Here is an 11,998-nt window from a genome sequence, read left to right as displayed (position 1 = left end):
GGAGCCAGACGGGCATTACCGTGGGACATGAAGACCTCTTGGGTTCGGCTGTGTGTGGTAACCACCAAACCTAAGAGGTCTTCACCCTATTCACGTGTAACCAACGTGGTGTCTCAGTACAGCTAGCGGGCAGCGGCGTCGATCGCTTCGAACGTTTCGTCGCCCAGCACCAGGTCCCGGGCGCCCAGGTTCTCTTCGAGGTGGGCCACCGATCCGGTTCCGGGAATGGGCATCATGACCGGTGAACGCTTCAGGAGCCAGGCCAGGGCGACCTGGGAAGTGGTGGCGCCGAGCTTCTTGGCCGCGTCGTCCAGCACGCCGCCCGGCTGGGCGAGTTCGCCGGCGGAGATGGGGGCCCAGGGGATGAATCCGATGCCGTTCGCCGTGGCGTATTCAAGCACGTCCTCGGAAGAGCGGTCCGTGAGGTTGTAGCGGTTCTGCACGGTGGAGACGGAGAAGTGCTTTCCGGCGGCCTCCAGCTGCTCGACGCTCACCTGGGACAGCCCCAGTGCCTTGACCTTGCCTTCCTTCTGCAGCTCTGCCAGCACGCCGAACTGCTCCTCGGCGTCCACAGTCGGGTCGATGCGGTGCAGCTGCAGCAGGTCCAGGGAATCCACCTTCAGCTTCCGCAGGCTCAGCTCGGCCTGCTGGCGGAGGTACTCGGGGCGTCCCAGCGGAATCCACTCGTCCGGCCCGGTGCGCACGAATCCGGCCTTGGTGCCGATCCTCAGGCCGTCCGGGTAGGGGTAGAGCGCTTCGGCAATGATTTCTTCACTGATGTTGGGGCCGTAGGAATCGGCGGTATCGATGAAATCGACGCCCAGTTCGACGGCGCGGCGCACCACCTCGACGGCGGTGCCGCGGCTTTCGGGCTCGCCCCAGACACCGGGGCCGACGATGCGCATGGCACCGAAGCCAAGTCGGTTCACGGTGCCCAGGTCCTTCAGGTCGATGGTTGCGGACAAGGTGTTGTTCCTCTGCTCAGTCATGTCGGGGTACAACCCAATACTAAGCAGGCTTATTCCTTTTTGCCTGGTGAATGCGGACCGAAACTGTCCTGGCAGGTGTTTTTCCGGTTCCCGCAGTGGCGTATGTTCCTGCGCATGGACTGGAAAATAGAGCTTGTTCCCGTGCCGGTGTCCGACGTCGACGCCGCGAAACACTTCTACGTGAACCAGGTCGGTTTTGCCGCCGACCACGACCACCGTGTGGACGAGACCCTGCGGTTCGTGCAGCTGACTCCACCCGGCTCTGCGTGCTCCGTGGTGATCGGTGAAGGAACTACGGACATGGTTCCCGGCACCCAGCGGATCCAGATAGTGGTGCCCAGCGCCGTCGAAGCCCGCCAGCACCTGCTCGACGGCGGCGTGCCGGGGGTGAGCGAGGTGACGCCGCTGGACTGGGGAACCTTTGTCTACTTCAGCGACCCGGACGGCAACCAGTGGTCCCTGCAGGAGCCTCCGGCCCTGACCGCACACTAGGCGCGCAGGGCCGGAACCCGCCGAAACTGCGGCCGTCAGCGTCCCGCGGCGCTGTTTTCCCGCACCAGCCGGTAACTGCCCGGCGCCAGCCCGGTTTCGGCGCCGCCGGCCAGCAGCACGGTTACATCCGGGTGCAGCTGCAGGACCGACGCCGGAACCTCCGGGGTCACCGGACCGGTCAGGGCAGCGGCAATTGCCTCAGCCTTCTCGGGACCGGAGGCCAGCAGGACCAGGGACCGTGCCTCCCGGATGGTGCCCAGCCCCTGCGTCAGCGCCTGTATCGGAACGTCACCGAGCGAGGGAAAGAACCGGGCGTTCGCTTCCCGGGTGCTGTGGGTCAGCTCGACCGCGCGCGTGCGGGAATCCAGTGCCGAACCGGGTTCGTTGAAGGCCAGGTGCCCGTTGCTGCCGATGCCCAGGATCTGCACGTCGATGCCTCCCGCGGCCCGGATCAGCTCCTCGTAGGCAGCTGCGGCGCGCTGCGGATCAGGCGCGGCGCCGTCCGGCACATGGACCTCAGCGGGATCCAGGCCCAGCGGCTCCACGACTTCCCGGCGCACCACTTCGCGGTAGCTTTGCGGATGGCCCGCCGGCAGGCCGAGGTATTCGTCCAACGCGAAAGCACGCAGCCGCGGCAGCTCCCGGGACCGCCGCGCCAGCTGCTTATAAAGCGGCAGCGGGGAGGAACCGGTGGCGATGCCCAGGACAGGACTGGCACAGGCGGCCAACCGGTCGAGCACGGCGTCGGCCGCGGCTGCGCCCTGGTCCTGCGCGGAGGAGGCAACCAGGACCTGCACGCTCATGCCCGGGTTCCTTCCCGGGAGAGCGCGCGAGCCAGCTCCGGATCAGCCGGCGTCCAGTCAGCCAGGCCGAGCAGCCCCGCGGCGTTGGCCCCGAAGATCTTCTGCACATCAGCTGCGGGCATGCCCATTTCCCAGCAGATCCGCAGCTGGTCCACCAGGTAGCGCCGGGCGTAGCCGCGCGGGAACCAGGACGAATCGGTGCCGAAGACTATCCGTTCCGGTCCGTGGGTTTCGTAGAACCGGCGGAAGAGGTCCTCGAGGGTCAGTTTCTGGGCCATGAACCGGACCCACTGGTTGGAGCCGGAGGTGTCCACCAGCACGTTGGGGCAGGCCCACATCAGGAACAGCACCTGCTGCACGTGCTGGATTCCGAAGTGCGGCACCACGAACGTCACGTCGGGATGCCGCTTGGCCACAGCCTCCAGCCAGGCCGGCTCAATCATCGCGTTGTGCGCAATCCCGCCGGCGGAGCCGCAGTGCCCAAAGTGGATCAGCACGGGCACTTGGTATTCCGCGGCGACCCGCCAGAGCGGATCCGCAGCGGGGTCATCGATGCGCGAGGACATCAGCGGGGCGAAGAGCTTCAGGCCGCGCAGTCCGTCGTCGCGGACCGCCCGCCGGAACTCCTCCACCGCCCCCGGTGCGAAGGGATCGGCCATGGCGGCCAGACCCAGGAAACGCCCGTCACCACGTTCCACCAGCGCGGCCATTTCCTTGTTCCCGCCGGCGGTGACGAACGCGGCGTGTTCAATGTGGTGCTGGTCCAGTTCCGCTGTCCAGCGGTCCGCTTCCGCTTCCCATCCGGCGTCCTGCGCGGTGCTTTCCGGATCTGCGAAGTCCCAGCTGCGCCGCCACTGGGCTGACATTCCAGCCACCTTGGCAGCCCGTTCCGCGGCAGCGGGGCTTGATTCCTCGCAGGCGAACTGGCCGCCGGAGAGCTGCCGGGTCAGCGGATCGAACGGCATCCGGAAATGCAGATGGAAATCGATGATTGACAGGCCCTGCACCACAGGGCGGTTCCCGATCCGGGAGACGTGCACGGTTCCTCCTACAGGGACAGGGGCTGGGATTCGGTCAGTACGACGGCGCTGCGCCGGTTGGGTGCGGTGGCCACCAGTTCGGTGGCGTAGCTGACCGCGGCGGACAGCGCCTGCGCGGGTGTGTCCCGGCGGGCGAGGCAGGCCAGGAACGCGGCGTTGAAGCCGTCCCCGGCGCCGGTGCTGTCCACCGGGGTCACCGGCCGGGCCGCCGAATGCAGCCAGGTTCCGTCCGGCAGCGCCAGCCCGGCGCCGTCGGCTCCGAGTTTCGCGGCTACCAGGGTGGACGTCTGCCGTGCCAGGAACAGGGCGGCGGCCCGCGGATCCGGGTTGCCGGTCAGGCCGGCCAGTTCGTCGCTGTTCGGAAGGAACACGTCCACGGAGTCCAGTACGCCGTGGACCTCCAGGCGGACCTCCTCGGTCCAGCCTTCGGCAGGCCAGCCGGTGTCCAGCACGGTAAGGGCCCCGTTGGCGTGCGCTGCGGCGAAAAGCTCATGGGCGGCGTTCCCGCGCAGTTTGGGCAGCAGGAAGTAACCGGCCAGCACCACGGTTCCGGCGCCCAGGGCGGAGGCAGGAACGTCCTGCGGAGTCAGCTCCGCCATCGCTCCGAGGGAGGAGATGAACGCTCGGTCCCGCCCGGGTGCCTCCACGGCGACCGTGATGCCGCTGGGCAGCCCGGCGTCGCGCACCAGCTCTGCCGAAAGTCCGGGCAGCGCCAGTTCCTGTTCCACCAGGCGGGTGGACGCGTCGTCTCCGACCTTGCTGACCAGGACGGTTTCCTGTCCCAGGCCGGCGCAGCGGACGGCGAGGTTCCCCGCGGACCCGCCCAGCCGGATGTCGATGCCCGGCACGATCGCTTCGGTTCCCGGCTCGGGGAGGGCTGCTGTCCCGGACACCATGATGTCCAGGTTGGTGTTCCCTACTACGGTGATGCCGGCCTGCGCACCGCTCATGCCGCAGCCGCCAGCGCCTGCGCGCGTTCCAGCAGTGCTGCGCGCGCTGCGTCGATACCGGCCCGCAGTTCCGCGGCACGGACGGCGAGTGTCCGGGCGGCCTCCGCCGCGAGGTCCGCGGTGGCGGTCACAGCCTTGATGCCGGGGCTGCCGGCCTGCGGCCGGTCCAGGATGCGTCCCGGATCGGTTCCGGCGGCGAGCACCAGATCGGCCAGGTCCGCGCTGATGTTCCCGGCGGCGAGGGCCTCGGTCACCTGATCCCGTGACCACGCTGTGGGGTCAGCGGACTTGAACAGCCGCCCGACGACGTCGTGCGCTCCACGCCAGGGAACCCCGGCGACTGCCAGTGCTTCCGCCACGGACGTGGTGGTGGCGCCGGAGCGGACGATCTCCGCCTTGTCCGGAAGCCGCAGAACGGTGAATTCGCCCAGCAGGCCGTCCAGCATCCGCACGAACCGGATCACCCGGTCCGAGGCACGCCAGAGATGCTTCTGCACGTCAGTGGTGGCGTTGTTTGAATCCTCGTACCAGCCGGAGTTGATGTTCGCGTAGGTTGCGGACATATCCGCGGCGGCGGCCCCGGCCATGGAAACCATGTGCTCCAGCACCACGGGGTTCTTCTTCTGCGGCATGATCGAGGAGCCCTGGGTGTAGGCGTCCGGGGTGGCAACCCAGCCGAACGTCATCCATTCCAGCAGCACCCGGGAGAAGCGTGCACCGGTGGCGCAGATCCGGGCCTGCGCGGCGGCCAGGCGCATGAAGTGCTCCGCCCCCGCGACTGCTTCGTAGCTGGACGTGAACGTTGAATCGAAGCCCAGCAGGTCGGCGACCGTCTGCGGGTTGATTGGCACGTCGGAGCCGGTGAACGCCGCGGACCCCAGCGGGGACACGTTCATCTCCGCATAGATGTCCAGCAGCTCCCGTCCCTGGCTCAGCAGGGCTTCGGCCAGGCCCCCCATGACATGGCCGATAGTCGTGGGCTGGGCAGGGCGGCGGTGCGTGAAGCCGATGATCAGCGCGTCGGCATGCCGGCGGGCCAGTTCAGCGGCGTCCGCGGCGGCCTGGAGGACAAGGTCCGCCTGGTCGAGGATCTGGCGCCGGAGCACCATCCGGAACGCCCCGGCATCGAGGTCGTTGCGGCTGCGGGCCAGCTGCACGTCCAGCTCCGAGGTGGAGATGCCGCAGGCGGCGGCGAGCTGCTGTTCCATGAAGTAGTAGGGGTCTTCCACGGAGCCGTCGAAGGCGTATTCCTGCCGGCCGTCGGTGATCCGTTCCCACAGTTCCAGCAGGCCCTTCTCCAGCCTGGCGGAGCGCTCCCGCGGAAGGATGCCTTCGTCGTCGAGCATCCAGACGTGGGCCAGGGAGGCTTCCACCATGGGCGGATAGATATTGGCTGCAGCTTCCTCGAAGGCGTCGCGCAGGTGGTTGTCCCAGTAGACGGACAGGTCGGGGCGGTCGGTCAGGAGCGGACGGGAGGTGGTGGTCATGCTTATTTCACCGGCTTCAGGTCGGGGGCGGCGGAAGAGGGAATGGGCAGCGGGGTAGCGGTGGGAGGCATGGGGCCAACCAGCGGAGTTTCCACGGTGGGACGGCGGCGGCGGCGCAGCATCCTGGCGATGCCGCCGCTTCCCGGGTTCTCAAGCCGCTGGGAGATGATCAGGGCAATCAGGATCAGCCCCATCTGCAGGGTGCCGTACGCTGCGGCGGTGCCGAACTCGTTGGAGTAGATCCGGTTGTAGATCTCCACGGACAGCGGCGCGAAGCGCGCCGGGTAGATCACCACGGAGGCTACGTACTCGCCGAAGCCCTGGATGAACGCCATCAGGGCGCCGGCCAGGATGCCGCGGTACATCAGCGGAACCGTCACGGTGCGCAGTACGCGCCAGTGGCCGGCACCAAGGTTGCGGGCGGCTTCTTCCACGGAGGGATCGATCTGGGCCAGGGCAGCGTTGGCGGACCGGAAGACCAGCGGAAGGAACCGGACAAAGTAGGCGACCGGAAGGATCCACAGCGAACCGATGAGGACCTGTCCCAGGTTGAACGGCGAGGGGCTGGCGAATGCGGTCACCAGGTTGACGCCGACGACGGTGCCGGGCAGCGCCCAGGGAATCATGACCATCACGTCCAGCAGTCCCTTGCCCGGGCCCTTCCAGCGGGTGACGACCCAGGAGGCGATGACGCCGACCACGGTGCACGCGATCATGGCGATGAAGGCCATCTGGCTGCTCACCAGGATGGGGCGCAGGGTCGCCGGATCGGTGAAGATCCGGGAGAAGTTCCCCAGCGTGTACTGGCTCGGGAGGATCTGCACGGTCCATGAGCCGTCTACGGTGAAGGCCAGCAGCACGATCACCGCGGCCGGGGCCATCAGGATCAGCACCAGGACGGCGGAACCGAGGCCCGCACCGAGGCGGGGGAGCGTGCCGTGGATGACCTTCACGGCCTGCGGGGTTCCCTTGGAGGCGCTGCGGTGCACGCGGCGGTTCTGGTACCAGCGCATCGCGAGCAGGAACAGGATGGAGACGACGGACAGGACCGTGGACTGGGCAGCGGCGAGTTCGTAGGCGCCGGAAGTCCTTGAGGCCACAATCTGCATGGTCAGGGTCTGCACGTTGTAGAACTGCGGTGCGGTGAAGGATGCCATGGAGACCATGAAGGTCAGCAGGGCGCCGGACACCAGGGCCGGGGTCAGCATGGGCAGCAGCACCGTGCGCCACATGGTGAAGCGGCTGGCGCCGAGGTTCAGGGCGGCTTCTTCCATGGAGGCATCGGAGCCGGCCAGGCCGGAGGAGACCGCCAGGTAGAAGTATGGGTACATGGTCATGGTGTGGACCAGGAGTACGCCCAGGACGCCGTTGGCCGAGACTGCTCCGGGGTCAGCCCCGAAGTACTGTGCCAGGAAGCGCGGCAGGATCCCGCTTTCGGCGTAGAGGAAGTAGAAGGAGACGGCGCCGATCAGCGGCGGCAGCGCCATGGGCAGCATCGCGAACAGGCGCAGGACGTTGCGGCCGGGGAAGTCGAAGCGGGTCAGCAGCACGGCCAGCGCCGTGCCGATGACGCCGGTGGTGATCACGGAGACCACGGAGATGCCCACGGAGAGGCCGAGCGCCCGGCCGGAGTTGCCGCCGAAGAAGCCGCTGTAGTTCCCGATTCCGCCGTCGACGCTGGTGCGTGCCGTGGCGAACATCGGAATCACGATGTACAGCAGGAGGATCAGGACCAGCGGAATAGCCAGCCAGTAGATGAACCGGTCAGAGGACGTGGTTCCGCTGCGGTTCCGCAGTCTTGCGGCGAGCCCGGTCACGGGGCCACCAGCCAGACCCGGTCCGGGTGCGGGAACAGGGTGACCCGATCCCCGGGCTGCGCGCGGTCCTCGGAATCGGGGACGGAGACCACCAGGTCCTGGCCGTTCCAGTCGACTTCGTAAACGTTGACAGCGCCGGTGAATTCGGCGGTCCTGACCGTGCCGCGGAGCGTGCCCGGGCGGCTCTCGCCGCCGGCGTCCGTGTGCATGGTGAAGGATTCGGGGCGAAGGCTTACCGCGGCGGTATCGCCTGCGGCGGCGTTGCCGGAGGCGGTGCCGGTGACCCGCGGGGCGCGCAGGATTGATCCGTCTGCCAGTTTGAGCTGTACGGAGTCGGTGCCGGTTTCCAGCACGGTGCATTCAAGTACGTTGGAGCGGCCGATGAACCGCGCGACGAAGGGCGTGGCCGGCCGGTGGTAGACCTCGCGCGGCGGGGCAACCTGGTGCAGCCGGCCGGATTCGAGGATGGCGACGCGGTCGCTCATGGCCATGGCCTCGGCCTGGTCGTGGGTGACGTAGATGGAGGTGATTCCGGCGGCCTTCTGGGTGCCGCGGATTTCCGCGCGGGTCTCTTCGCGCAGTTTGGCGTCCAGGTTGGACAGCGGCTCGTCGAGCAGCAGAACCGAGGGCTGGATGACCAGGGCCCGGGCCAGGGCCACGCGCTGCTGCTGCCCGCCGGAGAGCATGTCGATGCGGCGGTTTGCGTAACCTTCGAGACCAACCTGCTGCAGGGCGCGGTCCACGCGCTTGTTCTTCTCCGCGCGTGCCGTGCGGCGGACGCTGAGGCCGTACCCGACGTTGGCCCGCACGGTCATGTGCGGGAACAGGGCGTAGTTCTGGAAGACCATGCCGGTGTCGCGGCGGTTGGGCGCGGTATTCGTGACGTCGCGGTCATTGAAGAGGATCCGCCCGCGGGAGGGCTGGATGAAGCCTGCAACCATGCGCAGGGTGGTGGACTTGCCGCACCCGGACGGGCCCAGGAGGGTGAAGAACTCGCCGTCTTCGATGGTGAGGTTGAGGTCTGCCACTGAAGGCGCGGCACCCGGGTACCGTTTTTCAATCGATTCGAGGAGGACTCGTGTCATGGCTGCTCTCCGCAGGGGTAGGGGGTTGGAAGGTGGGGGAGGCAGCCGGCGCCGGGGCGCCGGCTGCCTGTCCGGGCTGGGTTAGCCCTTGCCCTTGATGTTTTCTGCCCAGTAGCCGATCCATTCGGATTCGTTCTGGCCGATGCGGTCCCAGTCGACGTCCATTTCAACCAGGTCCAGTTCGGCCAGCCAGGCCGGGGTCTCAGTCATTTCGATCGAGGGGATCTGGTAGTAGGTCTCGGAGAGGTCCTTCTGGGTTTCTTCGCTGAAGAGGAACTCGAGGAAGGCGTCAGCGGCGTCGCTGGACGGGCCGTTCTTGATCTTGGCTACGCCGTCCACGAGCATCGGAGCGCCGGACTCGGGGATCACCGGGGTGTAGGGGGCGTTCTGGCTCTCGATCTGCAGCATTACGTCCTGCAGGTTCCAGGCGCTGGCAGCTGCCTCCTGGCGGGTCACGCGCAGGTAGAGGTCAGTGGGGTTGGCTGCGTAGACCTTGGTGTTGGCGTCGAGCTTACGCAGCCAGTCGTAGCCGGCCTCGGGTGAGCCCGCGGCGTCGTACTGGCGGTCGATCATGGCGGAGTAGATGCTGCGCATGGTGCCGGAAGCTTCGACGTCGCGGATAGCCAGCTTGTCGGCCATTTCCGGAGCAATCAGGTCATCCCAGTCCTTGGGCGCCTCTGCCTCGCTGAGCATGTCGTGGTTGTAGAAGATGACTTCGGCGAGCTGCATTTCGCCGACCCAGAGGCCCGCGGGGTCGCGCAGGTCTTCGGGAACGGCGTCGATCACTGCTTCCGGGGCGGGGGCCAGGACGTCGTCCCCGGCAGCCTGCTTCATCTGCTGGCCGGTGCCGCCCCACCAGATGTCGCCCTGCGGGTTGGCCTTCTCGGCGCGGATGCGCTCGAGTGCTTCCTGCGCGCCGAGGGTCAGGATTTCCACCTTGCCGGCGTAGTCCGGGTTGGCTTTCTCGAAGTCGACGACGACTGCCTCGGCCAGGCCCTTGTCCCGGGCGGTGTAGATGGTGAGGGTGCCGCCGTCGGAGCCTTCGGCACCGGAGGACGAATCGTCCAGGCCGCAGGACGAGAGAGCGAGCATCAGCGCGAGGCCGCCGGCAACGGCGCCGAGCGGCTTGCGGACAGTGCGGATCATGTACTTCTCCTTGGGTGTGGTGGTGCGGGTGGTTAGTGGAGGCCGGCAGGCTTAGCTGCCGGGTGTGAGGAGGGCTGAGGGGTCTTCCAGGACGCGGGCCACGGCACCGTGCAGGATGCCGGCGGCGCCCAGGGACGCGAAGGTGACGTCCGGCGCGGACGGCGCTGCGGCGTGGATGCGGCTGGCGAGAGCGTCTCGGGCGGGATCGTCAAGGTCGACGGCGTCGCCGGAGAAGACGACCAGGGCCGGGTTCAGGACACAGGCACAGACGACGGCGGCCCAGGCCCAGGCGTCCAGGACGTCGTCGCGCAGGGACCGGGTGCGTTCGTCGGTGCAGATCCGTGCGATGACCGGCCCGTCGGCGTCGAGCCCTGCCGCCGAAGCAGCGGCGGCAATGGCCGGGGTGCTCCAGGCTGCCTCGAAGGGACCGCGGTTGCCGTGGGGGAGAGGCCGGGGTGCCACGGGCAGAAAGCCGACCTCTCCGGCGGAACGCGTCGCTCCGTGGAGGAGCCTGCCGCCGCTGAGGATGGTGGCTCCGATGCCTTCGGCCACGTGGATCAGCACCAGGTCGTCGACGCCGGCGGCGGCACCTGCGCTTCGCTCGCCGAGGGCTACAAGGTTGACGTCGTTTTCAAGGGTGACCTGCAGCCCGGTGCGGCGCTGCAGTTCACCGGCAAGTTCGGAGCCGTTCGCGGCGGCAAAGTCCGGGGCCAGGCTCACCGTGCCGTCATTGCCGACGACGCCGGGCAGGGCCAGGACCAGGCGGGCCGGCCGGCGCGGTGCGGCGGCGGCCAGCTCGGAGACGGCGCGTGCCGTCGAGGACACCGGATCCCCGGCGTCGAACGCTGACTCACGGGTTTCAAGTACTGCGGCGTCGAGGTCCACCAGGCTGGCGCGCACGGCCCCGCGGGAGACCTCGGCCACTACCAGGACGACGGCGGAGCGGTCGATTTCCATCAGCGTGCGCCGGCGTCCGCCGGTGGATTCGCGCTGGCCCACCTCTTGGAGGTAGCCCAGTTCCTGCAGCTCATGCACGATTCCGGTGACGGTCGAGGGGCTGTACCCGGTCGCCGCAGCGAGGTCGGTGCGGGAGATGGGGCCGTGGGACAACAGGGCCCCTACTACGGCCTCCACCCGGATTCGCCGGAGTTCACGGCGGCCCGTCGGTGCATGTGAGGTGGACGACATTCTTACTTTATACGGTGAAGAAAGTAAGATTGCAAGGATTAGTTTTGAACCAGCAAGGGCGGAATGCTCAGGCGAACGGCGCAGGCCGGACGTAGGCCGGGGTTGCTTTCACCGTGTCGGCGGCCGGCAGCAGCGCGGAACGGAACAGGTCTGCGGGGGCAATGAGGGCCGAGGCCGGCGGAGAGTTTCCGGTACCGGATGCAGCGACTGCGTCGCCGCCGAAGACGGCCAGCCCATCGCTGAGGTAGACCCCGATGACGGCGTTTCCCTCCGGCCCGCGGGCAATTACCAGGGATCCCGGCCGGGCGGAGCCGGCATCTGTCATAACAGTCCCGTAGCCGGGATGACCCCTGAACCAGCTGAGAATATCCTGCGGGCCGCACCCGGTGAAGGTGTAGCCGGCGCTCTGCAAAGCACGGGTAACCAGGGTTGTGCTGTCTTCAAAGGAACCGCACGCCAGATCAGCGCGGACCGATGCATAGACGGCTGCCTCGGCTGTTGCCGGGTGTGCAGCGGTGTAGTCGTCTGCGGCGGCCAGGGCAGCTGCGACCCGGTTTCGTTCAGCGGCGTCCCAGGCTGTCCGGGACGCGAGGGCCCGCTGCTCGGCGTTTGCCGCCGGTGCGGCGTCGGGCTCCGCACCGTTCTCCTGGGCGCCGCTTTCCGGTGCGGCGGAAGTGCCGGCTCCGGGCGCTTCAGCGGCCGGATCCTGCGTGGGGGCCGCCCCGGTATCCGGTGCGGGCTCCCGGGCTGGTGCGGACTCCCGGACTGGTGCGGGGGATACCGGGTCCGCTGTGGGCGCGGGTACGGCAACGTAGTCCTGGACAGGCGGCCCGGATTCGGCGGGCACGCTGACGGTGGGCGATGGTGCAGGAATCAGCGTGCGGTATGGTTCAGGACCGCCGGGTTCGGACCGGCCGAGCACCGAGATCCCCGCGGCGGAAGCCCCCAGCGCCAGCACCAGCGCACCGGCAGCCAGGGCATTCTTGGCCTTGCTCATGGAA

The 11,998-nt window shown here is 68.1% G+C and carries 11 protein-coding genes; 1 reads left to right on the top strand and 10 read right to left on the bottom strand.

Annotated features, from left to right (window positions below; all coding sequences use genetic code 11):
- Positions 1-122: 122 nt before the first annotated feature.
- Complete coding sequence (locus NGB94_RS16095) at positions 123-989, bottom strand: aldo/keto reductase (protein WP_325791723.1); 867 nt, start codon at positions 987-989, stop codon at positions 123-125.
- 114 nt (positions 990-1,103) lie between these two features.
- On the opposite strand from NGB94_RS16095, the gene NGB94_RS16090 reads away from it, so the two are divergent.
- Complete coding sequence (locus NGB94_RS16090; protein ID WP_325791722.1) at positions 1,104-1,481, top strand: VOC family protein; 378 nt, start codon at positions 1,104-1,106, stop codon at positions 1,479-1,481.
- Positions 1,482-1,516: 35 nt separating this feature from the next.
- On the opposite strand, the gene NGB94_RS16085 is transcribed toward NGB94_RS16090, so the two are convergent.
- The 9 genes from NGB94_RS16085 to NGB94_RS16045 form a co-directional block, all read right to left on the bottom strand.
- Complete coding sequence (locus NGB94_RS16085; protein ID WP_418910673.1) at positions 1,517-2,278, bottom strand: glucosamine-6-phosphate deaminase; 762 nt, start codon at positions 2,276-2,278, stop codon at positions 1,517-1,519.
- A gap of 2 nt (positions 2,279-2,280) precedes the next feature.
- Positions 2,281-3,324, bottom strand: coding sequence for an amidohydrolase family protein (locus tag NGB94_RS16080; protein ID WP_325791720.1), 1,044 nt, complete (start codon positions 3,322-3,324; stop codon positions 2,281-2,283).
- An 8-nt stretch (positions 3,325-3,332) separates the two neighbouring features.
- Complete coding sequence (locus tag NGB94_RS16075; protein ID WP_325791718.1) at positions 3,333-4,274, bottom strand: carbohydrate kinase family protein; 942 nt, start codon at positions 4,272-4,274, stop codon at positions 3,333-3,335.
- A complete protein-coding gene (locus NGB94_RS16070; protein WP_325791717.1) occupies positions 4,271-5,761 on the bottom strand; it encodes a lyase family protein in 1,491 nt (496 codons plus the stop codon). Before NGB94_RS16070 ends, NGB94_RS16075 begins: the two co-directional genes overlap by 4 nt.
- Positions 5,762-5,763: 2 nt before the next feature.
- Positions 5,764-7,578 (bottom strand): iron ABC transporter permease, encoded by a 1,815-nt coding sequence (locus NGB94_RS16065; RefSeq protein ID WP_325791716.1) that lies wholly within the window; start codon positions 7,576-7,578, stop codon positions 5,764-5,766.
- Complete coding sequence (locus NGB94_RS16060) at positions 7,575-8,663, bottom strand: ABC transporter ATP-binding protein (protein ID WP_325791715.1); 1,089 nt, start codon at positions 8,661-8,663, stop codon at positions 7,575-7,577. The genes NGB94_RS16065 and NGB94_RS16060 overlap by 4 nt, the downstream gene beginning before the upstream one ends.
- An 81-nt stretch (positions 8,664-8,744) precedes the next feature.
- Positions 8,745-9,809, bottom strand: a complete 1,065-nt coding sequence (locus NGB94_RS16055) for an extracellular solute-binding protein (protein ID WP_325791714.1) — start codon at positions 9,807-9,809, stop codon at positions 8,745-8,747.
- A gap of 51 nt (positions 9,810-9,860) precedes the next feature.
- The gene (locus NGB94_RS16050) at positions 9,861-10,997 is read right to left on the bottom strand and encodes an ROK family transcriptional regulator (RefSeq protein ID WP_325791712.1); all 1,137 of its coding nucleotides are present in this window, start codon (positions 10,995-10,997) and stop codon (positions 9,861-9,863) included.
- A gap of 67 nt (positions 10,998-11,064) precedes the next feature.
- On the bottom strand, positions 11,065-11,994 hold the full coding sequence (locus NGB94_RS16045) for a hypothetical protein (RefSeq protein ID WP_325791710.1): 930 nt from the start codon (positions 11,992-11,994) through the stop codon (positions 11,065-11,067).
- Between the last annotated feature and the right edge of the window lie 4 nt (positions 11,995-11,998).

The sequence above is a fragment of the Arthrobacter koreensis genome (assembly GCF_035792275.1).
Taxonomy (GTDB): Bacteria; Actinomycetota; Actinomycetes; order Actinomycetales; family Micrococcaceae; genus Arthrobacter_B; species Arthrobacter_B koreensis_A.
This window is presented reverse-complemented; position numbering and strand designations above follow the sequence as displayed.

Coding starts and splice junctions, on each gene's coding strand:
- NGB94_RS16095 (WP_325791723.1), bottom strand. CDS start 989: ATGACTGAGCAGAGGAACAACACCTTGTCCGCAACCATCGACCTGAAG.
- NGB94_RS16090 (WP_325791722.1), top strand. CDS start 1,104: ATGGACTGGAAAATAGAGCTTGTTCCCGTGCCGGTGTCCGACGTCGAC.
- NGB94_RS16075 (WP_325791718.1), bottom strand. CDS start 4,274: ATGAGCGGTGCGCAGGCCGGCATCACCGTAGTAGGGAACACCAACCTG.
- NGB94_RS16070 (WP_325791717.1), bottom strand. CDS start 5,761: ATGACCACCACCTCCCGTCCGCTCCTGACCGACCGCCCCGACCTGTCC.
- NGB94_RS16060 (WP_325791715.1), bottom strand. CDS start 8,663: ATGACACGAGTCCTCCTCGAATCGATTGAAAAACGGTACCCGGGTGCC.
- NGB94_RS16055 (WP_325791714.1), bottom strand. CDS start 9,809: ATGATCCGCACTGTCCGCAAGCCGCTCGGCGCCGTTGCCGGCGGCCTC.
- NGB94_RS16050 (WP_325791712.1), bottom strand. CDS start 10,997: ATGTCGTCCACCTCACATGCACCGACGGGCCGCCGTGAACTCCGGCGA.
- NGB94_RS16045 (WP_325791710.1), bottom strand. CDS start 11,994: ATGAGCAAGGCCAAGAATGCCCTGGCTGCCGGTGCGCTGGTGCTGGCG.